The following is a 24,522-nucleotide window of genomic DNA, read 5'->3' as shown; positions in this document are numbered from 1 at the left end:
CGTCACGGCAATACCGAATGCGCAGGGCGACGAGTCCGATGGGAGCGGAATGGGTGAGCAAAGGAGCGCCAAATGAGCGGTCAACCTGGCGAAGACAAGCTTTACCGCCAACGGATTTCCGAGCACTTGTCATCGGGCGGGCATCACGCACGTGAGACGGACAAGCACGACCATTCCGCCGGGCACGGACACGACGCGCATGCTCATCACCATGAGGGCCAGGACGAGCACGTTCGTACCGGGGATACGCTTCGCGACCCCGTCTGTGGAATGACAGTGGCCGATGGGTCACGCTTCCGTCACGAACACAATGGCAAGTGGTACGCGTTCTGCAGCCAGGCTTGCTTGACGAAATTCCAGGCTGCGCCGTCCAAGTACGTCGAGCCCTCGACCATTGAGCAGCCACGAGCAGTGCCTGAGGGCACCATCTACACGTGCCCGATGCACCCGGAAATTCGCCAGGACCATCCTGGGCAATGTCCGAAGTGCGGCATGACGCTGGAACCGATTCTGCCCAGCGTCGACGAAGGCGAGAATCCGGAACTGGTCGATTTCCGACGCCGATTCTGGTGGACGTTGCCACTGACCGTCGTCGTTTTCGTGCTGGCGATGTTTGGCCATCGCCTGGGATTGATGGATGCCGGCACCGAAAGCTGGGTCGAGTTCGTCGTCTCTACGCCGGTCATCATGTGGGCAGGCCTGCCGTTTTTCGAGCGGTGCGCGCGCTCATTCATGAACCGCAGCCCCAACATGTGGACGCTCATCGGCCTCGGGACAGGCGCGGCCTATATCTACAGTGTCATTGCCACCCTCTTCCCCGGTGTGTTTCCTGAAACATACAGTGAGCACGGCCGGGTCAGCGTCTATTTCGAAGCAGCGGCGGTCATCATTTCGCTGACGCTTCTCGGGCAGTTGCTCGAACTAAAGGCCCGCTCGCAAACGTCCGCCGCCATCAAGGCACTGCTCGGGCTCGCCCCCAAGACGGCTCGACGCATCAACCCCGACGGTTCCGAGGAAGACATTCCGTTGTCCCATGTGCATGTGGGAGACCTGCTTCGCGTGCGGCCCGGCGAGAAAGTCCCCACGGACGGCGTGGTAACCGATGGCTCGAGTTCGCTGGACGAGTCCATGATTACCGGCGAACCCATTCCCGTCACGAAGCGCGTTGGCGACCACGTCATTGGCGCGACGATGAACGCGACAGGCAGTCTCATCATCCGCTCGGAAAAGGTCGGCTCCGAGACGGTGCTGTCACAAATCGTGCAGATGGTCGCGCAGGCGCAGCGGTCCCGGGCACCCATGCAGCGCATGGCCGACAAGGTGGCCGGCGTGTTTGTCGTCGGAGTCGTCAGCGCCGCTCTTCTGACGTTCTTCGTGTGGGGCATCTTTGGGCCCGAGCCCAGCTGGGTGTTCGGTCTCATCAATGCGGTGGCAGTGCTCATCATTGCGTGCCCCTGTGCGCTTGGTCTTGCGACACCGATGTCCATCATGGTCGCAAGCGGCAAAGGAGCCACCACCGGGATTCTCTTTCGCGATGCAGCCGCGATTGAAAATCTGCGAAAGGTCGATGTACTGATTGTCGACAAGACGGGAACGCTGACCGAGGGACATCCAGCCTTCGAGCAGGCCGTGGGCACAAACGGATACGCGACCGACGAGGTGCTTCGTCTGGCGGCGAGTCTCGACCAGGGCAGTGAGCATCCGCTTGCCGCGGCCATCGTCGCGGCTGCCCGCGAGAAGAACCTGACTTTGGACCGAGCCGAGAACTTTGAATCCGCGACGGGTATCGGCGTGAGAGGATTGGTCGCTGGCAGGAAGCTAGCGCTTGGCAACACCGCGCTGATGCAGACTGACGCCGTCTCCGTCGAATCGCTGGCCAAGGAGGCGGACGGCATGCGCGCGCAAGGCGCCAGCGTCATGTACCTGGCGGTCGACGGCGGCTTGGCCGGGCTGCTGGCAGTCGCCGACCCGATAAAGACGACGACGCCGGAAGCGCTTTCGACATTGAAGGAGAACGGTATTCGCGTCGTGATGGCGACCGGTGACGGCGTGGTCACGGCCAAGGCCGTGGCCGAGAAGCTCGGCGTCGATGAATTCCATGGCGAGGTGAAGCCTGCCGACAAGCTCGACCTGGTGACACGGCTTCAGCAAGCCCGGCATGTCGTGGCGATGGCTGGCGACGGCATCAACGACGCCCCCGCGCTTGCCAAGGCCGATGTCGGCGTGGCCATGGGAACAGGCACGGACGTGGCGATGAGCAGCGCTCAGGTGACGCTCGTCAAGGGAGACTTGCGCGGTATTGCGCGGGCGCGAGAGCTGTCAGAGGCAACTGTCGCGAACATGAAGCAGAATCTTGGCTTCGCGTTCGTGTACAACGCGCTTGGGGTTCCGTTGGCGGCCGGGGTGCTTTACCCGTTCACGGGGCTGCTGCTCTCGCCGATGATTGCGGCGCTTGCGATGAGTTTGAGTTCCGCGTCTGTCATCTCGAACGCGCTGAGGTTGCGTAACGCCAAAGTTTGAGCGGCGGTATCCGCAGCATGATCCTCGGACAAACCCAGGTCGTGAAGCAGCGATGCAAGATAAACCAGTTCGCGATCGCATTTCATTTGCCGCTTCTTGCCGATGAACTCCGCAAACCACCATGTCCGATGGACATGATTGAGGAGCGGCCTCGAATGAGCCTGCGCGGCGAGGGCCGCCGCTTTGCGGGCAAGTTCGGAATCCGGTGCGCTCATGCTCCCGATGGTGACAGGAGGTTCATAGCCCTTCCTCGAATGAGGATTGGTTTCACGAATCATGTTGCCGTCGCAATGCATCCGGAAGCTTAGCCTTCTGACGAATGCATCGACACGTCGCCGACGACCACCCCTCTCAACCCCTCCCGCAACGCCGTAACGTTGTCTACGCCATTCAGTTGCTCAAACTTCCGTTGCGCCTCCCGCCAGAGAGGAGCCGCCCTTTCGTGCAGGCGCCGCCCTTCCTCGGTGAGCTCGATAAGGCGACTTCGGCCGTCCGTGGGCGACGGCTTGATCGTGACGAAGCCGTCGCGTTCCAGGAAGCCAACCATTTTCCCCATCGCCGTTCGTTCGATATCGAGCCGTTCCGCAAGGGCGTTGACCGGGGTACTTCCCACCTCGTTCAGCGCGGCCAGGGTGAGGAATTGCGTGATGCGCAGGCCCACGGGCTCAAGATGGCTATCGTAGAGTCGCGAGATCTGCCTGCTCGCCTTCCTTACGGCGAAGCAGTTGCATTGATCGATTCCAAGCGGCTGGTTGACAGGCAACATCTGTTCTACTCCTGATTGCGGTTAGTGGCGCGAACGCTAAGCGTGCGTCGCGCGAAGGTGTGGCGGTGTCTTTCGATGAAAGCCGGGAGCGGCGGCGCTGGCGTACGGCGATCCGCGCACCGCATGTCTCGCTGCCGCAGCCGCCCCGTGTCATCCGCGGTGTTCAAAGCCCTGCAGGTGGTGTGATGTAGCCGGGTATCTCGGCCGCAAGCGTGCTTTTCAGCACCGCTGTCCCCTTGTCGGCCATAACCTCGCTCTTGCCGAAGGCGAGCGCGTCGTAAGTCTGTCGCACGACGTCCTCCGGACTGGCTTTGGGCACGTCAATGCCGTTGGTCAGGTCGGTATCCACGAACCCGACGTGCAGGCCGAGAACCTGGATGCCACGCTCGTGCAGATAAAGGCGAAGCTGGTTTGTGTAACTCCACGCTGCGGCCTTCGAGGCGGCATACGGTGTGAGATAGGGCCGCGGAAGCCACACGATATCGGAAAGCACGTTGATGATGGCAGCATGCGGCTGGGCCGCCAATATCTGTTCGAAGGCCTGTGTGACGCGCACTACGCCGTAGTAGTTGGTATCGAACATGCGGGCGGATTGCGCTTCCATGTCGGCCGCCAGAGGCCCGTCGATCAAGGCGGCAATCCCCGCGTTGTTGACCAGCACAGTCGTATCCGCCGCCAGTTTCGCGGCTTCGGCGATCGACGCCGTATCCGTGACATCAATCCTGACCGGCACAACGCCCGGCTCGTCGAAGCCACTCGTGTTGCGCATGCCCGCATAAACTTTCGCCGCCCCGCGACGACGCGCCTCTCGCGCAAAAGCCAGACCCAGGCCGCGATTGGCACCGGTGATGAAGACGGTGGCGTTCTTGATATCCATCACATGCTCCTCTTTCAAAAGCCGCATGCCGGGTGCGAGTCAACGCCCGCCGCCAGCCCGCGCGTGCTCGGTTCAAAGAAAGACGTTTTCCGGTAACTGCTTCGAGAGCGCCCCCCGCAGATGGGTGGCGAGCGTCAGTACAGCGCCAAGCGGGCTCATCCGTACACTGACTCGCGGCACCGATCCGTCGGCGTTGCGATCGACCACAACGACCGCGCTCAACTTCTCGCCGCTCGTCAGAACAGCCTCGTATTCAAGAAAAAGCCGCGAGCCGACGGTTTGAAGAAACGTGGGCGTCTGTGACGCGTAGAAGGTTCCGACGGCGTCGACGGCGAGCCGGATTTCGTCGCGCCCGATAACGGGAACGCGCAACACTGAGCTGACCAGTTCCGCGTCAGCCGTCAGATCATCGAGAAACGGGTGCCGCTCGTCTTGAGTGATTGACATTTTCAAACCTCGATTCGTTTTAAGGATCTGTTCACGCGAATGCGGATCGATTCTTGGCGACGAACTGCTGGACCGAAAGCGGCGGCTTCCCGGTGATTTTCTCGACGACATCGTTGGTACCCGAAAAAATGCCGTCGCGGTAGTTCTGCGCAACTTCGACCAGATGCTGCGTGAGGAACGGCGGAAACTTGTAAAGGGTTTCCATCTTGATTCGGAATTCCTCGATGGAAGTCGGCGCGTATTCGATCCGGATGCCGAGAACCTCGCTCATCGCGGCTGCGATCTCGACATGGTTCATCTCGACGGGGCCGTGGAGCGTGTAGGTCTTGCCCTCGTGGCCTTCGGGGTTGGCGAGGACATGAGCGATGACGCGTCCCTGATCGTCGGTGGCAATGGGCGCGTGACGGCCGTTGCCAAAGGGAAATTCAATCTTCCTCGTGGCCTGGATTTCCTTTGCAAAATGCGGATAGACGAGCCAATCGGCGAAGAAGGTGGGGCGCAAATGCGTAGTCGCGACATCTGACCAATCAAAGACCTGCTCGGAAACCCAGTGATCCTGTGCTGCGTGGCTCGTCGACTCCCGGCGTGCGGAAATCTGCGACATGTTGACGATCGCCGTGACGCCCGCTTCCTTTGCTGCCTGCGCGAAATAGGCTGCGGCCCCAATGATTCCCGGCGCGATTGGATGAAGGAAATAGGCCGACCGGATTCCTTCCATCGCTGCCCGAATGTCGTTGATGTCGGTGAAGTCCCCGATCGCGATATCGACACCGCGCCGCCTCAGGGCGGCCGCTCGATCGTCATCCGTGCGCACATATGCCCGCACGCGTTTGCCCATCGTGAGCAGTTCGTCAATAGCAATACCTCCGGTCCGTCCGGTTGCACCGCTCACAAGAATCTCGGCCTCGTTCATCGCTTCGCTCCGTTCGAAAGTGAGAGCATATGCTCCCTTCAAGCAAGACTAGGAGCATATGCTCTCACTGTCAAGTTTTTCTGGTTCGTGCGCACCCCGAGGAATACCTCGCTCGATTCGGCCGGTGGCATTGCGGACACGGGCGAACGACTTGAAATGGCCGAACTGTGTCAGCCGATCTGACGCCGCCTGTTTGATCTGGTCCAATTTTCGACTAGGGAGGGGATCATTGCCTGCCCTTTTCAGCCGATACGCCGACGACGAGAATCCATCGTCTAACGGCCGAGCCCCGATGCGTTATCAGGAGGCAGCCGACCCGCCCCGAACGAAGTGATGCTCCATCCTCGTGCGGAGCACACCATCGAGCGCGGCAAGCCGTTCGCGCAGTCGAACCGCTTGCCCTTCCGTCATTTCCCCGAGAACGATTTTTTGCTCGAGAACGTCGCCACAGCGGGCGATGGCCCAACGGTCAACCGTGGCGGTTTCACCTTCGAGTACGGCAGCCGCTGTCGAGACAATGCCCGGATTCAATCTCGATACGAGATGAACCGTATGCGTCAACGTGAAACCTGGAAGGAAGTGCGACCAGTCTTCACAGACTGCCGGGTGGGAAGCAGAGGTAGCTTGACGCATGGTTGCTCCGGATGAGTGGTTATCGAACCGGTGCCAGCCATGCTGCTCCCGTTTCGTTGCCGTAAATCGGCCGCATCGCCTCAAAGGCGTCCACCTTGCCCGGGAGGGCAGGTTGGCGTCGGAAAATCCGACTCTGGATGCTGGACTTCTTGCGTTCGACATTCCGAACGTTGGTTCATTATACTGAAAAAACGATGTCGGGCAAGAAGCGTCGGGAAAGCGACTCTTCAACCGGATGGCGCCACCAGTTCAGCTCACGCGCCAGGGGAACCCGTGGACGTTCAAGTATGCGGCCGGCCGATGCGGTCAGACTGGGATGACGCAACAAAGGAAGATGCAGAATGACCCGGTGTGCTGGCCTGACGCGCGACGACAGCTACGCGATCGTCTAATGCTCAATCCTCTGGCGCCCGTCGGCATACAGCGTAGTTCGATATGGCCGCAACGTTAACGCACCGTACCTTCCGGGCTGTAGTAAAGACTTTCGCCGCATTGGCTACAGAAGTGCTCCCGCATAAACGTGCGCTGCATAACGTTGCGAGCATGAATTCGGTCGTTGCCGCAACTGCGACACATGACTCGACTTCCGCGCACTGCGTCAGGGTACGTTTCCCGATACCACTGGTAGTTTTTTGCGCGCATGTATTTAATGCGCCTCCAGTTCGAGTACACAATAAGTGCACTCAAGACGATCAATAAAAGCAAGAACATCAAAAAATAGCCATTCATCACCCACCCTCCGAAGATCAAGTCTATTTTTTGACGAAGTTGCTTGGCTGCACAGCTCACGAACTGGTGTCGCGCGACAACCATGCAATACGTCTCAGTCGAACACCCTTTTTTGGCAAACCACGACCCGAAATTTCACTTCTCGTTCGCAACCACCTTGCAATGAGAATCGGTTATGCCGCTCCGATTCTCCCCGTCCGTCATCAACGTCCAGGCCGTCATGTCGGGATTGAATGCAACTGCCACTTTTCCGTCGACGGTCTGGTAGAAGTAGCTACCATTCACGGCAGGGTAACGAACACCGCCAATGATTATTGAAGCTCCGGGATCGCGAGTGTCTATCTTGACCTCGCCGTACTTGCCAAAATGACAAACATAAGAGCGCCCCGTTGAAACGGATGCAGCCAACACCGGATGCGTAAGCACCAGAAATGATGAGGCGAAGATCACCACCAACGATTTTTTCATCGTGTCAGCTTCAACATTCACTGTACGAAAACCCTCGTGCACCACGACAAGCAGCACGAGGGCACGCCCCCACTCTCACGCGATGTACTTGTTCTTGATCCGAATATCCCGCCCGTGAAACGGCCCGGTGTCGTGATCGTGCACATGCACGACGACCTGCTTCGAATCGAACAGCCTCGACACCTCGCGAAAATCCTGATTCACGCGCTTCATCCCTTCGAACATCTCGCCGTGCAGCGCCGCATCATCAAGCTGCATCGGTACACTGCCCGACGCACGTTCGAGATGGACATGCAGGAAACTCGTCAACTCCGCATCCTCTGTCGTAGCGAGCTGGAACGTGCTGATCGAGTCGTGCAACACCGACGAAGCGGACAGAACCTGCTCGATATCCGACGGGAACACTTTCGCGCCATAGAACGGCACACTCGAATCATTACGGCCGTACACGAACAGAAACGGAAAATGGCTGGTCCGCGACGCAAAATCCGTCAGCCGCATGCCATGTGCCGACAGACGCTTGTTCAGCTCGCGGAATGTATACGTGCCACCCGAATCGCGAATGTTGTAACGGATCTTCGGCGCCGCACCAGACTGCCGCCCGATGGTCACCAGCAGTTCGCCATCGTGATTCGTTTCGATCACGTAGTCGAGCGCGTTGTACTGAAAGATCATCGGCGGCGTATCGCGACCGAACAATTCCCGGCACAACTCGGGACGGCTCAGCAGCGCACGCCGCAGGCCGATCGTCGTCGGCGTCTCGACACCGATGTTGATCTCGAGGTCCGACGCGCCATAGGACGAAATCACCATGCTCGCCTTGCGCAACAGATGGTCGCGCAACGCTTCCGACAACCCTTCCCCGCCGACAATGAAATCGATGTGATACGGCGTCAGGTCGAGATCGCACTCGTCGACCACCGAGCGGATAAACGGCGGATAGCCGAATATCAGGTACTGATACTTCGGCCCGAACAGCTTCAGCGTGTTGATCAGCTTGGCCTTGTCCGGGCCGATGGACTTCATGATGCCGACGTCGACGAGCGACATCGACACGTTCATGCCGGTCGCCCACGGCCCGAGCGCAAAGCAGTTCAGCAACATCTTGCCGGAGTCGCGAAACACCAGTTGATAGTTCAGTTGCAGGATGCGTTTGACGTCGCTGCGCTCTGCCGCACTGCGCACCCAGTTGTTCGGCTGCCCCGTCGACCCCGACGATTCGTCGATGACGACGCCCGACTTCGGAATCGCACCGCCATAACAGCGCTGCTCGATCGAATAGCGCTTGATGTAATTCTCCTTGGTCATGGCGGGCAGGTCCGACAGCCGCCATCTTCTGCCGGCCTTGTACTCCTCGGCCTTCAGGAACTCGATGTATGCCGGGCACGACGTGCTCGCCTTGAGGAACGCCACTCGGGCGCGCATGCGGCCGACGTAAGTCAGATAGGGCTGAAAGATCGGCGCATTGAGGAAAACATAGAGACGTCCGTCGACGCTAATCACACGGCGAAGGAACCAGAGTGTCCAGAGAATGGCTTCGAGAAAGAGGCGAATGAGCGTGTTCATGCGGATCTCGGCGAGTGGGACGGAGCCGGCGCGTCGACAAGGATGTCGGCGAGCGTCCTGCGCTGACTCTGCGGCGGTGTACGCGAGTAGCCGACCTTGAACACGAGCCATGCCCGGTCGACCCCGGTATGCACGCTGAACCATGCGGCGGCGGCGGGGTTCGTAACCAGGTTGCCGTACGGATGCAGGTACAAGCCGAGGCTCGTCAGCGCCAGCCAGAAGCGCAGAAGGAAACGGCCCGACTCGATCGCACTCTCCGGATTGAAGAAATCGCCACTCAACACGCCGATTGCCGGTACGTGGCCGAGTTGCGCACGATACCGGCGCTTGAAATAGAAGCGCGTCGGCTTGAACGTCAGGATTTTCGACAGGCGTGCGGACATCCAGAACTCCGCGCGCGACAGGTTCATGCAGCGCCAGTCGAGACCGTCGCGATGTCGAGCAGTCGAGCTTTCCGTGAAGCGAAACCAGGCAGTGATTTCGTCATGGTAGTCCGCGACGTTCATGTCATGGAACACGGCGTCGATGTTCGCCGCGATGATCGGCTCGATCAATTTCGCACCGGACAGGTGCGTATATCGATGCCCCCATTCGTCAGCCAGCGCCGCCAGTTGCGTGACGGCTGCATCCGGCACCGGTGTTGGATCCATCGAAAGGCGCGACGTGCGGCGCGCCAGCATCAGCGCGGACGGGTCGTCGCGCGACACGTCCGCGCTGGCGCTGGCGACGAGCCGCAGCGCGGCGAACGGAATCAAACCTGACGGTGTCGGCCGCGACAGGACGGCCGCGAATTCCTGCACCGGGCGATGCAGTTGCCATTCGACACGCAACCCGTGCGGCGCCGCCAGCAAATCGATCGCGTCGATGAACATGCCCATCGCGGACAACAGGAACGACCCGGTCGTATCTTCTTTCGGCAGCGTGCGCGTGCCATCGATGAACAGCTCGGCGCAATCGTCCGAGATCAATTGCACACGCCACGGCTGAACGTTGTGCGGCGACGGTGCATGTCGGGCCACGGACAGGATCGTGTGCCAGACAGTAAAGGCTTCCGTGGGAATCCCCGGCATATCTCGTGGCTTCCTTGTTGTTGTACGGCTGATTGCCGTTATGGCGCGAGAACCGGCCCCTCTCAAGACCGGGTGAAGCTGTGCGCATCTTACATGAGGGCCGAGGTTCCCTCACGGATGCCCAGGCGGGCTCATTTCTGCAAGTCATCGCGCCGGTACTCCGCCGGCACCTTCCCCACCAGCTTCCGAAAATCGCGCATGAAATGCGCCTGGTCAAAATACCCGAGCGCACGAGCCAGCTCCGCCGGATCAACCGCGTTGCCGCTACATCGACCGCTTCCTCGCGCGTCCGGCGATCCAGCGCGCGCAAGCGGCAGACGAGGCGCCGGCGGCGGAGCAGGACAAGGCGACGACAATCGCCGCGCCTGGCAGGTAGCACAACGGCACAAGGCATGGCGGAACTGAATGCACGTTCCGGCCGCCCATCAAAACACCGTATGCACCCCCACCCGCGCCACCGTCTGGCTCGCGGAACTCGACGCCCCGTTCGGCTCCAGCACGCCATTGACCTGCGCATTCGCGCCGCTGTTCGCGCGCTGGTAGTCCGCCGACACATAAACCATCGTCCGCTTCGAAAACAGGTACTGAAGCGCCACGCTGACCTGATGCGCGTGGTTGTTGTTCACCGCTTCATTGCCTTTCATGTACATGTACTTCGCGCCCAGCACGACATCCGGCCTGACGTGCCACAACCCACCCGCTTCGGCCATCCACACCCCGGCATCGTTGAACGAATTGTGCACGGTGGTCATCAGCGCATTCGCGGTGACGACACCGAAGTCGTAGTGCATCCCGACACCCCAGTTCCGCACGCTGGTGGACGGCACGCCGGGTGCGGGGCCGTACTTCTCGTTCGTGTAGGCCGCGCCCACACCGAACGGCCCCGCTTCATAGTTCAGCCCGGCACTGACGGCATTATCTGCCCCAACCGAACCGGCCACGCCGCCAAACGCATACATCACGCCGCCGGAAAAGCCCCCAACCGTCGGCGAACTGTATTTGACGGAATTCGCGATCGGCTTGCTACCCGCCGTGCGGTCCCAATCGAACGCGCCGGTCGGATTATCAGGAAGCGCGAGCCGCTGAAACGGGCCATTCCGGAAGCCATACAGCCCCGAGATGTCCCGCGAAATCGTATTGCCCTTTGAAAACAGCGAATCCACCATGAAGTCGTACTGATTGCCCAGCGTGACGCTGCCGAACCGGGTGCTTTCGAGGCCCACGTACGCATTGCGCCCGAAAATCCCGGCCCCGATGATGCTGCCGTTCGCCATCGAGAACTGGTTCACGAGCGCGAACGTCGCGCGATATCCGCCGCCGAGGTCTTCCGTGCCGCGAAAGCCGAATAAATTGGGCGCGAATATCCCGTCGTCGAACTTGACGTTCTTCCCGCCGCCCTCGTTGCTGACATAAGAGATGCCGGCGTCAATCAGCCCGAACATCGTCACGCTGCTCTGCGCCCATGCGCCCTGCGTCACGGCAAGAATCGCCACCGCTCCAAACCTGAGTTTCATTCTGTCTCCGTCTTTTTTATGAAAAAGCGAGGCTGCCACCTGCTATGGGGCAGGTGCTCGCTCGATGCTGCACAAGGAATCGCCTTCATTCCGATGCCGTTTATCAGACACCAGAAATATGATTAGCTTTACTGATTGATAAATACGATAGCCGCCGAATTGACCGGCCCCGTCGGTACTTATCGAAACACCCGAATCAAGCGCCTCGATGGATGATCCACGCAGCGGAGTCCACCTCGACAGCCACCGCATCCAACGCCGATCCCGAGCAAGGCCCATCGATACACACGCCATCGTCGAACCGGAACAGCGCACTGTGATGGGCGCACATCAACACCTGCGACCGGTAACAGGAAACGCTACCCGGTACGAAATCGAGCGGCACCGAGAAGTGCGGACAACGATTCACATAAGCCCACACCTGCTCGCCCCGTCTCACGACGATGACGGGGTGCCCGATGCATGCCGCGTCGACGACCCGCGCGCCGCCGTCGGGCACATCGGAAAAGCGGCAGAGTTGTCGTGCTTCCATGTCTCATACCCTCTGCTCGGGGTTGCCGAGGCTCCAGTCCCACGGCCGCACTTCCACGTGCGAGAACAGCCCCTCCTTCACATAAGGATCGTTGCCGACGAACTGCATCACTGCTTGGATGTCGTCCGCCTCCACGACGAGCAGCGTTCCGTTCATCGCGTCGCCGTGCGGGTCCAGCGTCGGGCCGCCGAGCCGCACCACCACGCCGTGCTGGTCGGCCGAGCGCAGGTAAGTCCGATGAATCGGCCGCACGCGATCGCGCACGTCGCGCATGCCCGGCTGGTCCGTCGCAAACACCGCGAAAAATCGCGCCATGGCGGTCAGCTCCGGTCGAGGACGAAGTCGTACGTCACTTCGCGATACGGGCCGGCCAGGCCGAACTGACGGGCAAGCGCGTCATCCGCGTCGCACCGGCGATACGCAACCATCAGCGACGGCTTCACGCCGAAGACGGCGTCCGATTTCAGGTACGGGTCGTCTTCGTCGAACAGATGCGTAACCAGCGTACGGCAGCCCGGCGCATCGATCATGAAATGCAGATGCGCGGGCCGCCACGGATGCCGGCCGGTGGCGTCGAGCATCTTCCCGACCGGGCCGTCGGTCGGAATCGGATAGCTGATCGGCAAAATCGTCGTGATCGCGTAGCGGCCTTCGGCGTCGGTCCGGTAGCGGCCACGCAGGTTGCCGTGCGGCTGCGCCGTGTCTTGCCCGGAGTACATGCCGTTTTCCGCGGTCTGCCACACGTCGAGCACGGCGTTCGGCACCGGCTTGCCGTCAGTGGTCAGCACCCGGCCGCGCACGACCGCGGGCACACCCGGTGTGAGCGCCATGTTCTCGCCATATGCGCGCTCGGGCATCCCCTCGATGTAGAACGGGCCGAACACGGTCGTTTCCGTTGCGCCGGTCGCGAAGCGATGGTTGATCGCATCGACCAGCATCGAGACGCCGAGCGTATCCGACAGCAGGATGAACTCCTGTCGCACTGCGTCGTCGCACATCTTCCCCGTCTCGGTCAGGAAGCGAATCGCCGCCATCCACTCCGCCTCCGTCAATTCCGTTTCGCGGACAAACGCATGAAGATGCCGCACGAGGCTCTGCATCAGCGTGCGCAAGCGCGGGTTCGGCGTGCCGTCGAAGCTGGCAACGACCTGCTCGGTCAGCCTGGCGTCGCCGTCATGATGGTCATGGCTCATGTCTGTCTCCATTGACGCGTCGGGCCGTTCATTGCGGCGCGCGTCCTTCCCATGCGTGCTGAAGCAGCGCGCGAATCGCCGCGCGTTCGATCGGCCGCGGATTCGCATACGGGTTGCGGCAAGCAAGGTCGGCTGCTTCGTCGAGGCCCGCCTGCGGCATCCCGAGGTCGGCGAGCGCCGGCTCGATGCCGAGTTGCGCGTTCAGCGCGAACAGCAGCGAGCCGGCTTCGGCCGCGTCGTTCCCGCCCAATGCGCGCGCTACGCGGCGCAGCGCATCCGGCGCAGCGGCGTGGTTGTAGTGCGCAGTATGCGGCAGCATCGCGGCATGCGTCTGCGCGTGCGGCAGGTTGAAGGTGCCGCCGAGCGTGTGGCAAAGCTTGTGGTGCAGCGCCATGCCGACCGCGCCCAGGCAGGTTCCGGCCAGCCATGCGCCATACAGCGCGCGGCTGCGCATCGCGCGGTTCTCCGGATCGCGCACCACGACGGGCAGCGCTTCGCCGAGTGCACGGATCGATTCTTCCGCCATCAGGCTGATCACCGGGTTCGCGTCTTCCGCATAGAGCGCCTCGACGGCGTGCGCCATCGCATTGATGCCCGATGCCGCCGAAATGTCCGGCGGCAGCGACAGCGTCAGCGACGGGTCGTAAAGCACCGTACGCGGCAGCACGCGTGCGTCGCGCCCGGTACGCTTCAGCCGGCCTTCCGTGAGCCCGAAGATCGGCGTCATCTCGGAGCCGGCATACGTCGTCGGCACGGCCAGGATCGGCAGCACCGACTCGAGCGCAATGGCCTTGCCCAGCCCGATCGTCGACCCGCCGCCGATCGCGACGCAGCAGTCCGCGTCCAGATCGCCGGCCATCTCGCGAGCCGCGTGCGCGACCTCGACCGGCACGTGCATGACCGCCTGCGCGCAAATGCCGGCCGCACGGTCGCCCAGGATCGCCTCGACGCGCTCGGCGAGCGGCCGCTGCTCGGGCGTGGACAGGATCAACGCGCGGCGGGCACCGAGCGTCGACAGCTCGTCCGGCAGCCTGGCGAGCGCGCCCCATTCGAATACCACGCGGGACGGGGTGCCCTGATAGACGAAGCGATCCATGGCAAACCTCAGCGCTTGAAATGCGGCGGCACGTTGCCGTCGACGTTGACCCACACCGACCGCGCTTCCGTGTAGTCGTGCATCGCCTCGAAGCCCATCTCGCGGCCGTACCCCGACTGGCCGACGCCGCCGAACGGGCTGCCCGGATTGACGCGCTTGTAGCAGTTGATCCAGCACATGCCCGCGTTGATCCGCGACGCCATCTTGTGTGCGCGGGAAAGATCCTTCGTCCAGAGGCCGCTGCCCAGCCCGTATTCGGTTGCGTTGGCAATCGCCAGCGCTTCGTCGTCGCTGCCGAAGCGCAGCACCGTGACGAACGGGCCGAACACTTCCTCCTGCGCGACACGGTCGGCCGCACTCCTTGCCTCGATGACCGTCGGGCGCACGTAGTAGCCGTTGGCAAGCGCCGGATCCTGCGGTGCGCTGCCGCCCGTGAGCACGCGGCCGCCCTGCTCGCGCGCGACGTCGACATACGACAGCACGCGATCGAGGTGCTGCTTCGACGTCAGCGGTCCCATTTCGGTATCGGCGTCGAGCGGGTTGCCGATGCGGATCGACGACGCGAGCGCCACGAATCGCTCGAGGAACGCATCCGCGATGCGTTCGTGCAGCACGAGACGCGAGCCGGCGATACACGCCTGCCCCTGGTTGTGGAAGATCGCCCATGCGGCACCGTTGATGGCCGCGTCGAGGTCGGCATCGTCGAACACGATGTTGGCGCCCTTGCCGCCCAGTTCAAGCTGCACGCGCTTCAGGTTGCCCTGCGATGCTTCGACGATCCGGCGGCCGGTGGCCGTCGATCCCGTGAACGCGATCTTGCCGACACCCGGATGTTCGGCGAGCCGCTGGCCGGCGGTATGGCCGTAGCCGGGGACGATATTGACGACGCCTGCCGGAAACCCGACCTCGGCCATCAGCTCGACGATGCGCAGCGTCGACAGCGGCGTGATTTCCGACGGCTTCAGCACCACGGTGTTGCCGGCGGCAAGCGCCGGGCCCATCTTCCAGCTCGTGAACATCAGCGGAAAATTCCACGGCACGATCTGGCCGACCACGCCGATCGGCGCGCGCTGCACGTAGTTCAGGAAGCCGGTTTCGACGGGAATCACCGAGCCTTGCAGCTTGTCGGCCATGCCGCCGAAGTAGCGAAAGCACGCGGCCGTGCGCGGCACGTCGAGCGAGCGCGAATCGCGGACCGGGTGGCCGGTGTCCAGCGATTCGAGCTGTGCCAGCTCCTCCGCGTTGGCCTCGATCGCGTCGGCGAGGCGCAGCAGCAGCCGGCCACGTTCGGCGGCCGGCAGCGCCGACCATTTGGGGAACGCGCGGGTCGCGGCTTCGACGGCGAGGTCGACGTCCGCCGCGGTGGCTGCGGCGATCTTCGCGATGACGGCGCCGTCGTGCGGATTCAGCACGTCGATCGTGCCGCGATCGACGGCGTCAACGAAGCGCCCGTCGATGAAGAGTTGGGTTTGCATGAATCGTCCTCGGTGTATTGCTGAAGCTGAAGCTGAAGCTGAAGCGGGAGCGCAAGCGCTCCTCAGAACGCGATCGGATACGGCGCGAGCTCGCCGCTCTCGTAGCGTTGCGGCAGGTCGGGCGTCGCGTTCTCCCAGACCAGCAGCATCGACCGCTTCGTGGAATAGCCCTGATGCCGGATGTCGGCGGGCATCGCGCAGATATCGCCGGCACGCATCGTCACGCGTGCGCGCGGCGCACCGGTGTTCTTGTCGCCGATGTCCCACACGATTTCGTCGGACAGTTGCAGGAACCATTCGACGCGGTCGTTGCCATGGAACACCGGCAGGATGAATTCCTCGGTGGTCGGGCAGAACAGGCTGCGCCCGCACACCGACGTGACCGACGGATTCCACGTCACGTCCGAGCGCGACAGGTACTTGAACAGGTTGAACGCGTGCAGTTCGCCTTCGAAGCCCGGCTCGACGTGCACTTCGGGTTCGTCCTGCGCGACGTCGAGGAACGCGCGGTTGACCGGCAGGTCGTCGCGCAGCGGCGAATCGCCTTCGAGGCCCGGCATGCGGCGTGTCGCGATGCGCGTACGCTCGATCGCCGAGCCGTTGTCGCCGTGCTTGCGGCCGAATGCCGTGCCCGTTTCCTCGGGCGCCGCGAACGGATCGAAGCCTTCGTTCGTCCAGTCGTGCAGCATCGCCTTGAAGGTCGCCATGATCGTGGGCGTTTCGAAGGTTTCCGTGTAGTCGACCCCGGCGTCCTTCAGGATGCCGTTGAAGGTGCCGGCATACATGTCCACCTTGCCGTAGTGATTGCGCGTGCCGAACACGTGGTCGAAGTTCACCCAGCCGTAGAAGAAGCCCCACGCTACGTCGCGCATCATCGCGCGCAGGAACGCGTCTGCCGGCATCGCATGCGTGCGTGTCTGGCCTTTCGCGGGCCAGCTGATCTTCACGAAATATTCGTCGCGCTGGAATTCGAACGCGCCGAGCTGGAAGCGGCGATAGCCGGTGACGGCATCGGCGTCGGACGCTTGCACCAGATCGGCGGCAAAGCTGGCGGAAAGGTCGAGGGTTTCGAGGGTGGCCATAACGTGTCTCCTGGAATAGTCGAATGAGGTCGGACGAATCAGTGCAGGCAGATGTCGGCCCACTTCTCCACCGACAGCTCTCCCAGGATGGTCTGCACGAGTGCGACGCCCGGCTGGCTCGCTGTGAAGCGATACGCACAGCCGGCCGGCAGCAGCGCCTGATGGCCCTTGCGCAGCACGACGTACCCCATCTTGCGGCCGGCCGGCTGGGCGCCGGCGTTCACGGTGCCGCGCCCCGATTTCGGCGGCGTATCGAGCTTGATGAATTCGATCCGGACTTCGCCGTCCATCTGGATCACGAACTCGTCATGCGCGCAGGCGAACCACGGCGACTGGCCGTCGGTTCTCAGCACTTCGATCACGTATTCGAGGTTCTTGCCGGCGACGACCTTTTCGTAAGGGGCCGACTTCGATGCGACCTCGAAGACATTCGAGAACGCGTAGTGTTGAGCGCTGCCGCTGGTGATTTCGATCTCGCCCTTCCTGTAACTGTCGAGCGAGCCAAGGACGGTATGGAATGCCGTGTCGGTCATTTCTGTCTCCTGAGTTGAACCGCTTGTTGGATTCCACTCTAGGGGCAAGGCCCCACGGCAACAAGGCACGGGACGGCGACTACGGCATTTGCGTTTCGCGAATAATCCGCGCGATTCAACGCACCCAGCCACGCTCCAGAAGCGGACGATCCCACGGGGATTCGTCGCCGATGGTTTCCGCGAGGAATTCGACCAGCGCCTTCACCTTCAGCGCCTGTCGCTGCGTTGCGGGATAAACCGCGGCAAAGCTCAGCGGCGCGAGCTGGAAGTCGGTCAGGATGGGCACCAGCCGGCCGGCGACGAGCGCATCGCTCGCCACGAGCGTCGGCAGGCACACGACACCGCCGCCCGACAGCGCGTATTCGCGCAGCAGGTGCACGGAGTTCGAGCGGATCATGCCCGGCAGCTCCATTTCGACGACCTCGTCGCCGCGCGTCATCGTCCAGCGGTTGCGCGACGGATAGCCCGAATACAGCGCGGTGGTGTGCTGCAGCAAGTCGCGCGGATGTTGTGGTGCACCATGCGCGTCGAGGTAAGCGGGCGACGCACAAAAGAGGCGCCTGACGGTGAACAGGCGTCGCTCGATCAGCGACTCGGAAATCGGCGGGAAGATCTGGAACGCGATGTCGAACCCTTCTTCGACAGGGTCCACGACACGGTCATTGACGATGATGTCGAGCTGGATGCCCGGGTAGCGCCGGTTGAATTCCACCAGCGGCGCGCCGAAGTGATCGAGCGCAAAGCCGGGCAGCATCTGGATGCGCAGCCGCCCGGTCGGCGTCGCGCGAAGCTCGCGCATCTGGTCCGTCAACTCGTTGACGCGCCCCACCACCTCCGCGCACTCGCGATAGAACGCCTCGCCCACTTCCGACAGGCGCACGTGGCGCGTGCTGCGATGGAACAGCGGCGCGTTGACGAACTTCTCGAGCTGCTGGATGCGGTTCGTCACGACGGAGCTGGTCACGCCGAGCTGCCGCGCCGCCTCGGCGAAGCTGCTCGCCTCCGCCACCCTGACGAATGCCTCGATGCTCAGAAACCGGTCCATGCCGCGCCCTTTTTCGACAGCGAAACCGGCAGTCTACCCGTGCTGATAACGGGCTGTGTCATGCGGGAAGCGTCACTGTGTCACCCAATCGGTGTCAATCGCCGTCGACGCCGGCCCCCGCATGCACCGCCCTGCCCGCGCAAGGCTTAGCGCGGCTGTTCGCCGGCCGCCAGTTCCGGTTGCACGGCTACGCGGCGCTGCAGCACGGCCGGCGCGGTTTCCTTCAGCAGCAGGCTGACCACGATGCCCAGCATGACCGCGCCCATCGGCAGCCACAGAATGTTCTGGATGCCAAAGTGTGCGGCGACGTAGCCGCCCATCGCCGGCGCGATGCCGCCGCCGAAGATCTCGCCGACGCCGACCACCACGCCGATCGACGTCGACACGAGCCCGATGGGCGCGGCCTCGGTCGCCACCGGGCCGGACAGCAGCGACACCAGGCCGAGCGTGAAGAACGATGCGACGAACAGGACCCCGAACAGCACGAGCGGCTGCGGGCCGAGGCCACGGAAGATGTAGAGCATCACGGCCGTCCCCGCGAAGCCGACGATGCTCGCGATCCGGCGGCCGACCAGGTCGGACAGGCCCGGCAACCCGAATTGCCCGAGAAAACCGCCGAAGCCGATCGCCGACACGACGAGGCCCATCTTCTGCGTGCCGAGCGCCAGGTAATCGGTCAGGTACAGCGGCAGCAGCGCGCCGAGCACGAATACGCCCGTCATCGCGCAGCACAGGGCGGCCATCGCCACGAGGATGTTGCGGCTCTTGAGCACGTGGCCGAGCGACGCCGGCGCATGCTCCGACGCGGCGGCTTTCGTGACCTTCGGCTCACGGATGACGAAGAACATGATCGCGCCGAGGATCAGGCCGGGAACGGCCACGAGCGCGAAGACCCAGCGCCACGACACGAACCCGAGCAACTGCGTGGCAATGATCGGCGACAGCGCGAGCCCGAACAGCGCGAAGCCGCTTTGCTGCAGGCCGAGGTTCAGGCCGCGCCGCCGCGGATGCGATGCGTCGGCCGTCGCGGCAAAGCTCGTCGGGCAGAACGAGCCTTCGGCGACGCCCATCAGGCCGCGAATCGCCATCAAGCCGAGCAGGCCGCCCGCGAGCCCCGAGAAGCCCGACAGCAGCGAGAACGCGATGATGGCCGGAATCAGCACCTTCCGGCGGCCGATCTTGTCGGAGATGCCGCCCATCAGCGCCGCGAAGATGCCCCACGACAGGCCGAGCACGCCGATGCAGTTGCCGACGTCCTGCGCGTTCAGGTTGAGGTCCTTCATGATCGAAGGGAACAGCGGCGCGATCAGCCAGCGGTCGAGGCCGACCAGCCCGAAGCCGAGCGCCAGCAGCGCGACCGCCTTCCACTCGTATGAGGTATCCCACTCGTTTGCTTTCATGTCCGTCTCCGTGGACACAGGTTCGCCTGCGCGCGCCGGAGCGCCTGCGCATGAGCCAGGTCCGATGTTTTTTGTGTGCGACGCGAATCGCGACGAAGTGCCGGCCGCCGTTCGGGTTCGACGCGTTGAGTTCAATCGGCCGGCGTCACCACGATAGGTGGAACGTCGCCTGTCGGGTATGGAACAACCGGCGAACGCGCCATTCGCGAAACGCAAATAATCGGGGGCGGTGCCGGGAAGGGGCGGCGGGAAAGCGCGAAGCGAACGAGCACGGCCCCGGAGCGGCGCTCGCTCATGCCTCACGGGGAATTCCCTCATGGACATCGAGGCATCCACGCAACGCGCCATTCACGTCATGCATGCACACGATCAGTCAAACCCGTCGGAACCATGCAAGAAGAAACCGCCCGCCGGATAGCGGGAGGCGAATAAAACAGGGGCAAACCCACATGCACCGGACGAGCACCCGCGCAATCCTGTTCACATCCCTTTCCAACATCGCCGTGCGCAGCAGTTCGTCCAGACATGGGATGAATCTCATTCGTTATATTTTTCATTCAATTTAATTCGACTAAAAACAAGTTATTCAAAATCGATACGCCATTGAATTCTTATTCAAAGCATCTACTCTTACTACTCAACCGAAATCCCCCGCCCCACATAGAGAATGTCAAATACAGTCTCCTCTGAATCAAAAAATTATCTCTAAATATCAAACCGTTTATCACGGCAAATAAGTTTGATATTCTTCACCGCGAATTTTCCAGCGCCTTATTTTTATTTACCTGAAACCCCAATTCGAACCAGTCCGAATTGAGAACGAAAATAGCGGGATTGCGGTGATGTCGATAGAAAGTACATTTCGAAATTTTGCGTCCGGTCTGATTGGCAGCAACAAGCGGCCTGTCGATCTCTATTTCGGGCTGGCGCAACGTGCAGCCGGCCATCTTCTGGCGCGCCATCACGCCGATATTCGCGACGGGTTGATATCGGGGATCGACGGGCAACCGACCTGCGTGTCCACCCGAGATCCTCTATCGCCTGCGCTGTTTCTCGGTTTGCCGGTGCCGGCCCGGCTGACGACCGACCGGGGCGGCAGACGAGCAATCAATGCGATCGTGCGCGACATTCGGGTGGCGTCCGGGACGCTGTCGAACTTGACGACCGACGCCGCCGGCGAACTGCCGGCGGTCGATGCCGACCGGTTCGAAAAGCTGGCGGTTCAGTTCATCAAGAAGAATGTTTAAGGCACGCGCAGGAGTCTGGATGGCCGATTCATTTGTCGATCCGCGACCGGTAGCGGACGCGCCCACCGGCGAACGCGCCGCAAAAAGCGATGTGCCGGACGCGGCAGTGCCGCGCCCGAACTCGCCGCAGATCATCGTCGGTCGGGGCGACGGGGTGACGATGTTCACGAAGAACACGTCGCTTGTCTGCATCAAGCAGATGCCGTTGCCCGGTATCGTGATCTTCGTACATGGCGTGAACTCCGAAGGCGAATGGTTCGACGCGACGGAGGAAGGACTGTGCAAAGGCCTGAATCGCCGGCTCGGCCGCCTGGACGATCAGTTGATGTATCACGGCATCGACGCCGGGCAGTTGGTGCCCGCGAAGTACACGGAAAACGTGACGCCGGAAGGATTTCTGAATCCAAAGCTCTGGGCGGGCGACTACATCAAGCCCGATCCGTCGTTTTCGCCCGTCATTCATTTCCGGTGGGGCTATCGGGCGACGGCAGCCGAACTGAAAGAGTACGGCGACAAGATCTTTCTGAACGAAAAGGACTATTGGGGCGGCGGACCGTTCACGAACGGTTGTGCAAGCCTGCCCGATCTTTGGCACGGCGGCCTGGATGATCGAACCGCGGGGTGGATGACGGTGCAAGGCATCAATCCAACCAATCGGCCACTGTATCGCTCGCCGCCACGCGCGTATGGCGTACTCGCGGCGTTGCGCCTTGCCAAGCTGATCGAGTCGATCCGGCGCATGCAGGCCGATGTACCGATTACCGTCGTGTGTCATAGCCAAGGCAACATCGTCGGCCTCACGGCGGCGTTCTTCGGCGATGCATTCACCGATGTGGAAGACCCATGGGGACGCGTCGGACACTGCGTCGCAGACGCCTACGTGCTGGCGAATGCTCCGTACAGTTTCGCGCATGCAGACGGCCCGAACAAATCCGACACGTTCATGGATACGTGGTCGCAACGCGCAACGAAAGACGCCCACGGCCAGCGCGGACGGCAGACCTACGCCGCGCGCACGAAGACGTTCGGCAACTTTCTCTCGATCATCGGTGCTCGCAAGGCATGCGAACTGCCTGCTGCCCAGATCGACGATGACATGGCAAACGAGCGGGTATCGCCAACGAGCAACCGGTCTTATACGGCACAAGAGGATCGCGTGCGGCACGGTCTGAATGATTCGACGTATGGCCGCGTCACGGCGTACTGCTGTCCGCACGACCAGGTGATCTCGGCGGTGACGGTTCAAGGGATCGGCTGGCGCGGGATCGGCAAGCACGAACTCGCCGATATCGGTGCGGCCGGCATCCTGACGCAGCGCGTGTTTGCATCCGGTTTCCCGGTCGGCGTGCAGAAGCCCTACCGGTATCGGGAAGATGACTGGCGGCATGTACAAAAAGGAAAGACGCCGGGATTCTGGTATCCACCATCGCCGCTGGCCAAATTCAATCTCGTCGGCGCGCTCAAAGGGAATGAATCCGTTTTCGGGATGGCGGCGACGCTCGTAACCGCACCGCTCATGTTCGTCGTGACCGGGATCAGTTCTGCGTTGAACATGCTCCGCGTGAACGCCGATCCGCCCGAGGGCTGGACGATGGTGGCGGATGCTCCGGCACTTGACGAGCCCTTCCCGCCGAAGGCGTTGCGATTCGGCAAGCCCATCGAAACAAGCGACGGCGACGCGACAAGCGACTTCAACGAAGGCAACGATCCGCCGGCTGCATGGCGTGACGCGAACAAGGCCGATGCGGACAAGCAGAGCGATGATCCGTACGACCGGTACCAGCCGAAGAGCCAGGATAGCGTCGCGCAAGGTACGGCAGAAACTGAAGCCGGACAGCGCTACGAGGATCGCGCGTTGATGCGTATGGAGGCACGTCGAACGCTGAACACCGAATGGCTCGATCGCGACGGGCACGTGATCGGCGAGGACGGCAAAAGCGCGATGCCGGACGGCTACAAGGAGTGGCGCGACAAGCAGATCGTCGACTGGCTCGATCGTGGGGCGATCAACAGCCCGACCAATCACTCGACGACGATGACCAATCCGGAACATGCCGAGAAGGCACTTGCGTATGACGTTGCGGTGGGTCGGTGCTATCTGACTCCCGATCAACTCTATGACTTGCGCATTGAGGCTGATTGGCGGATGGGGAACGGCATTCCCGAATCCAGTCTGAACAAGAAGTACGTCAATTACTTCGAATACGGAACGCTTGCTCGAATGTCGATGCACGAATGGGTGCATGCCACGAATAGTGAAGGAAAGATTCCCGAGGCAATAACGGACGAACGTGAAGGCGGGTTCTATCTGAAGGTCGGGGGTTTCGCATGAAGGCACTGATCGCTACCTGGCCGCGACGTGTCGCCGCCGCCTTTTCGGCATGGCTCATCGCCACCGTGCTCATGGCGTCGCTGATGGCATACGCAGAACAACCCGACCCGGCCCATTTGGAAATCGGAGATTGGATGAAACGATTCTTTGTTGTACCTGGCCTGACTGCGCTCGCTGTGTTTCTGTTCACCACGGCCATCATGCGTCCGGCATACGCTGCCTCCGTCCGGGAGCCTGCGGGGAAGGCAGCATCAGTATTCGATGCGCAGCCGAAGCCGTTCGTCGCGCAGGTTGTCGGCCTGATGTGGTTGAATCCATTGCAACGTATGGACTACCCCACCGAATGGCAATTGTTGTGGACGCAAGGGCTTGTCGTTCCAAACAAGAATGACGATATGGTTCGCACCGATCCGAAGTCGTTTGCCATCTTGCAATCGGTAGCAGGTATCGCATACGGCAACAGAGGCGAGGAAACATTCAATGGCTTCTATCACAAGTACGTAAAGAAATTTCTCGTGTTGATGCGTTCGCGCTACTTCGCTAACACGAGCTATTTCTACACGGTGAAATCCGAGAATTCCAAAGATTGGCGCGAGCTTGCCGGAATGCATATCGAGTTTGCGTTACCCCCAAGGCTTGATCCGATCGAAGCGAAGACGTACTTGACCAATGAGTTTGTCGAATGCTTCGAAATCGGCCCGCCGTCACCCAAGACGCTTTGGAGCCGCGACACGCCCCCTGATGTGCAAATCACCCAAGGCGGCGCGAACGCGGGCTTTACATCGCTGAACAAGGCACTGGACTACTTGCAGGCGAATCCCGACAAGACCGTATGGGCGATCAACTGGGACGCGCCAAGCTTCCCGCCCACGGATGCGCAGATCAACGAGAACCTCGTCGTGCTGTTCCTCGCCGGCCCGAACTTCAATACGGAACGCGAACCGCTGGCATGGATCGGCAAAGCCGCAACGGGCAACTCGCAAGCGTTTTCGCCGAAGGTTGGCACGACGCGAACTGTGCAGGCATGGAAGGCAACCATCGACCAGGCGGCACGCAATGCCGGCGTCGCGGTTCCAGACCTCAA

Annotated in this window: 22 protein-coding genes and 1 riboswitch; of the genes, 4 read left to right on the top strand and 18 right to left on the bottom strand. The window is 61.9% G+C overall.

What is annotated here, in order from left to right; genetic code table 11:
- Nucleotides 1-72: 72 nt before the first annotated feature.
- A complete protein-coding gene (locus B7G54_RS20975) occupies nucleotides 73-2,520 on the top strand; it encodes a heavy metal translocating P-type ATPase (protein WP_085040823.1) in 2,448 nt (815 codons plus the stop codon).
- On the opposite strand, the gene B7G54_RS40130 is transcribed toward B7G54_RS20975, so the two are convergent.
- From B7G54_RS40130 to B7G54_RS20875, 18 genes are all read right to left on the bottom strand, one after another.
- Complete coding sequence (locus B7G54_RS40130) at nucleotides 2,409-2,735, bottom strand: HD domain-containing protein (RefSeq protein ID WP_341866387.1); 327 nt, start codon at nucleotides 2,733-2,735, stop codon at nucleotides 2,409-2,411. The genes B7G54_RS20975 and B7G54_RS40130 overlap by 112 nt on opposite strands.
- An 89-nt stretch (nucleotides 2,736-2,824) precedes the next feature.
- A complete protein-coding gene (locus B7G54_RS20965) occupies nucleotides 2,825-3,286 on the bottom strand; it encodes a MarR family winged helix-turn-helix transcriptional regulator (protein WP_085040822.1) in 462 nt (153 codons plus the stop codon).
- 163 nt (nucleotides 3,287-3,449) lie between these two features.
- Nucleotides 3,450-4,163, bottom strand: a complete 714-nt coding sequence (locus B7G54_RS20960; RefSeq protein ID WP_085041008.1) for an SDR family oxidoreductase — start codon at nucleotides 4,161-4,163, stop codon at nucleotides 3,450-3,452.
- Between the two features lie 72 nt (nucleotides 4,164-4,235).
- The gene (locus B7G54_RS20955) at nucleotides 4,236-4,610 is read right to left on the bottom strand and encodes a hypothetical protein (RefSeq protein ID WP_085040821.1); all 375 of its coding nucleotides are present in this window, start codon (nucleotides 4,608-4,610) and stop codon (nucleotides 4,236-4,238) included.
- Between the two features lie 31 nt (nucleotides 4,611-4,641).
- Nucleotides 4,642-5,523, bottom strand: coding sequence for an NmrA family NAD(P)-binding protein (locus tag B7G54_RS20950; RefSeq protein ID WP_085040820.1), 882 nt, complete (start codon nucleotides 5,521-5,523; stop codon nucleotides 4,642-4,644).
- Between the two features lie 300 nt (nucleotides 5,524-5,823).
- On the bottom strand, nucleotides 5,824-6,156 hold the full coding sequence (locus B7G54_RS39095; protein WP_165765595.1) for a hypothetical protein: 333 nt from the start codon (nucleotides 6,154-6,156) through the stop codon (nucleotides 5,824-5,826).
- Between the two features lie 42 nt (nucleotides 6,157-6,198).
- Nucleotides 6,199-6,302: riboswitch (SAM-I-IV-variant riboswitch) on the bottom strand.
- A 718-nt stretch (nucleotides 6,303-7,020) separates the two neighbouring features.
- Complete coding sequence (locus B7G54_RS38715; protein ID WP_133059200.1) at nucleotides 7,021-7,410, bottom strand: hypothetical protein; 390 nt, start codon at nucleotides 7,408-7,410, stop codon at nucleotides 7,021-7,023.
- Nucleotides 7,411-7,428: 18 nt separating this feature from the next.
- Nucleotides 7,429-9,063, bottom strand: a complete 1,635-nt coding sequence (locus tag B7G54_RS39795; protein WP_165765594.1) for a phenylacetate--CoA ligase family protein — start codon at nucleotides 9,061-9,063, stop codon at nucleotides 7,429-7,431.
- Between the two features lie 1,351 nt (nucleotides 9,064-10,414).
- The gene (locus B7G54_RS20920; RefSeq protein WP_085040816.1) at nucleotides 10,415-11,503 is read right to left on the bottom strand and encodes a porin; all 1,089 of its coding nucleotides are present in this window, start codon (nucleotides 11,501-11,503) and stop codon (nucleotides 10,415-10,417) included.
- Nucleotides 11,504-11,699: 196 nt separating this feature from the next.
- The gene (locus tag B7G54_RS20915; RefSeq protein WP_085040815.1) at nucleotides 11,700-12,035 is read right to left on the bottom strand and encodes a Rieske (2Fe-2S) protein; all 336 of its coding nucleotides are present in this window, start codon (nucleotides 12,033-12,035) and stop codon (nucleotides 11,700-11,702) included.
- 3 nt (nucleotides 12,036-12,038) lie between these two features.
- Nucleotides 12,039-12,350, bottom strand: coding sequence for a YciI family protein (locus tag B7G54_RS20910; RefSeq protein WP_085040814.1), 312 nt, complete (start codon nucleotides 12,348-12,350; stop codon nucleotides 12,039-12,041).
- A 5-nt stretch (nucleotides 12,351-12,355) separates the two neighbouring features.
- Nucleotides 12,356-13,228 carry an intradiol ring-cleavage dioxygenase gene (locus B7G54_RS20905; RefSeq protein ID WP_085040813.1) on the bottom strand — a complete coding sequence of 291 codons (873 nt, stop codon included), beginning with the start codon at nucleotides 13,226-13,228 and terminating at the stop codon, nucleotides 12,356-12,358.
- A 28-nt stretch (nucleotides 13,229-13,256) separates the two neighbouring features.
- The gene (locus B7G54_RS20900) at nucleotides 13,257-14,324 is read right to left on the bottom strand and encodes a maleylacetate reductase (protein ID WP_085040812.1); all 1,068 of its coding nucleotides are present in this window, start codon (nucleotides 14,322-14,324) and stop codon (nucleotides 13,257-13,259) included.
- Nucleotides 14,325-14,332: 8 nt separating this feature from the next.
- On the bottom strand, nucleotides 14,333-15,799 hold the full coding sequence (locus tag B7G54_RS20895; RefSeq protein WP_085040811.1) for an aldehyde dehydrogenase family protein: 1,467 nt from the start codon (nucleotides 15,797-15,799) through the stop codon (nucleotides 14,333-14,335).
- A gap of 62 nt (nucleotides 15,800-15,861) precedes the next feature.
- The gene (locus B7G54_RS20890) at nucleotides 15,862-16,881 is read right to left on the bottom strand and encodes a hydroxyquinol 1,2-dioxygenase (protein WP_085040810.1); all 1,020 of its coding nucleotides are present in this window, start codon (nucleotides 16,879-16,881) and stop codon (nucleotides 15,862-15,864) included.
- A gap of 38 nt (nucleotides 16,882-16,919) precedes the next feature.
- Nucleotides 16,920-17,414, bottom strand: a complete 495-nt coding sequence (locus B7G54_RS20885) for a cupin domain-containing protein (RefSeq protein WP_085040809.1) — start codon at nucleotides 17,412-17,414, stop codon at nucleotides 16,920-16,922.
- A gap of 115 nt (nucleotides 17,415-17,529) precedes the next feature.
- Entirely contained in the window at nucleotides 17,530-18,459 is a 930-nt protein-coding gene (locus B7G54_RS20880) for a LysR family transcriptional regulator (RefSeq protein ID WP_085040808.1), read from the bottom strand.
- Nucleotides 18,460-18,605: 146 nt separating this feature from the next.
- On the bottom strand, nucleotides 18,606-19,859 hold the full coding sequence (locus B7G54_RS20875; RefSeq protein ID WP_085040807.1) for an MFS transporter: 1,254 nt from the start codon (nucleotides 19,857-19,859) through the stop codon (nucleotides 18,606-18,608).
- Nucleotides 19,860-20,701: 842 nt separating this feature from the next.
- On the opposite strand from B7G54_RS20875, the gene B7G54_RS38220 reads away from it, so the two are divergent.
- From B7G54_RS38220 to B7G54_RS20860, 3 genes are all read left to right on the top strand, one after another.
- Complete coding sequence (locus B7G54_RS38220; RefSeq protein WP_244289396.1) at nucleotides 20,702-21,106, top strand: hypothetical protein; 405 nt, start codon at nucleotides 20,702-20,704, stop codon at nucleotides 21,104-21,106.
- Nucleotides 21,107-21,125: 19 nt separating this feature from the next.
- A complete protein-coding gene (locus B7G54_RS20865) occupies nucleotides 21,126-23,438 on the top strand; it encodes a T6SS effector phospholipase Tle3 domain-containing protein (RefSeq protein WP_085040805.1) in 2,313 nt (770 codons plus the stop codon).
- Nucleotides 23,439-23,572: 134 nt separating this feature from the next.
- Nucleotides 23,573-24,522, top strand: a 950-nt coding sequence (locus B7G54_RS20860) for a virulence factor (protein WP_085041007.1), incomplete at its 3' end; no start/stop codon positions are given.

Source organism: Burkholderia puraquae, assembly GCF_002099195.1.
GTDB lineage: Bacteria > Pseudomonadota > Gammaproteobacteria > Burkholderiales > Burkholderiaceae > Burkholderia > Burkholderia puraquae.
This window is presented reverse-complemented; position numbering and strand designations above follow the sequence as displayed.

Coding starts and splice junctions, on each gene's coding strand:
- B7G54_RS20975 (WP_085040823.1), top strand. CDS start 73: ATGAGCGGTCAACCTGGCGAAGACAAGCTTTACCGCCAACGGATTTCC.
- B7G54_RS20960 (WP_085041008.1), bottom strand. CDS start 4,163: ATGGATATCAAGAACGCCACCGTCTTCATCACCGGTGCCAATCGCGGC.
- B7G54_RS20875 (WP_085040807.1), bottom strand. CDS start 19,859: ATGAAAGCAAACGAGTGGGATACCTCATACGAGTGGAAGGCGGTCGCG.
- B7G54_RS20965 (WP_085040822.1), bottom strand. CDS start 3,286: ATGTTGCCTGTCAACCAGCCGCTTGGAATCGATCAATGCAACTGCTTC.
- B7G54_RS20865 (WP_085040805.1), top strand. CDS start 21,126: ATGGCCGATTCATTTGTCGATCCGCGACCGGTAGCGGACGCGCCCACC.
- B7G54_RS20900 (WP_085040812.1), bottom strand. CDS start 14,324: ATGGATCGCTTCGTCTATCAGGGCACCCCGTCCCGCGTGGTATTCGAA.
- B7G54_RS40130 (WP_341866387.1), bottom strand. CDS start 2,735: ATGAGCGCACCGGATTCCGAACTTGCCCGCAAAGCGGCGGCCCTCGCC.
- B7G54_RS20905 (WP_085040813.1), bottom strand. CDS start 13,228: ATGAGCCATGACCATCATGACGGCGACGCCAGGCTGACCGAGCAGGTC.
- B7G54_RS39095 (WP_165765595.1), bottom strand. CDS start 6,156: ATGCGTCAAGCTACCTCTGCTTCCCACCCGGCAGTCTGTGAAGACTGG.
- B7G54_RS39795 (WP_165765594.1), bottom strand. CDS start 9,063: ATGGTTCAGCGTGCATACCGGGGTCGACCGGGCATGGCTCGTGTTCAA.
- B7G54_RS20915 (WP_085040815.1), bottom strand. CDS start 12,035: ATGGAAGCACGACAACTCTGCCGCTTTTCCGATGTGCCCGACGGCGGC.
- B7G54_RS20950 (WP_085040820.1), bottom strand. CDS start 5,523: ATGAACGAGGCCGAGATTCTTGTGAGCGGTGCAACCGGACGGACCGGA.
- B7G54_RS20955 (WP_085040821.1), bottom strand. CDS start 4,610: ATGTCAATCACTCAAGACGAGCGGCACCCGTTTCTCGATGATCTGACG.
- B7G54_RS20880 (WP_085040808.1), bottom strand. CDS start 18,459: ATGGACCGGTTTCTGAGCATCGAGGCATTCGTCAGGGTGGCGGAGGCG.
- B7G54_RS38220 (WP_244289396.1), top strand. CDS start 20,702: ATGTCGATAGAAAGTACATTTCGAAATTTTGCGTCCGGTCTGATTGGC.
- B7G54_RS20890 (WP_085040810.1), bottom strand. CDS start 16,881: ATGGCCACCCTCGAAACCCTCGACCTTTCCGCCAGCTTTGCCGCCGAT.
- B7G54_RS20895 (WP_085040811.1), bottom strand. CDS start 15,799: ATGCAAACCCAACTCTTCATCGACGGGCGCTTCGTTGACGCCGTCGAT.
- B7G54_RS20910 (WP_085040814.1), bottom strand. CDS start 12,350: ATGGCGCGATTTTTCGCGGTGTTTGCGACGGACCAGCCGGGCATGCGC.
- B7G54_RS20885 (WP_085040809.1), bottom strand. CDS start 17,414: ATGACCGACACGGCATTCCATACCGTCCTTGGCTCGCTCGACAGTTAC.
- B7G54_RS20920 (WP_085040816.1), bottom strand. CDS start 11,503: ATGAAACTCAGGTTTGGAGCGGTGGCGATTCTTGCCGTGACGCAGGGC.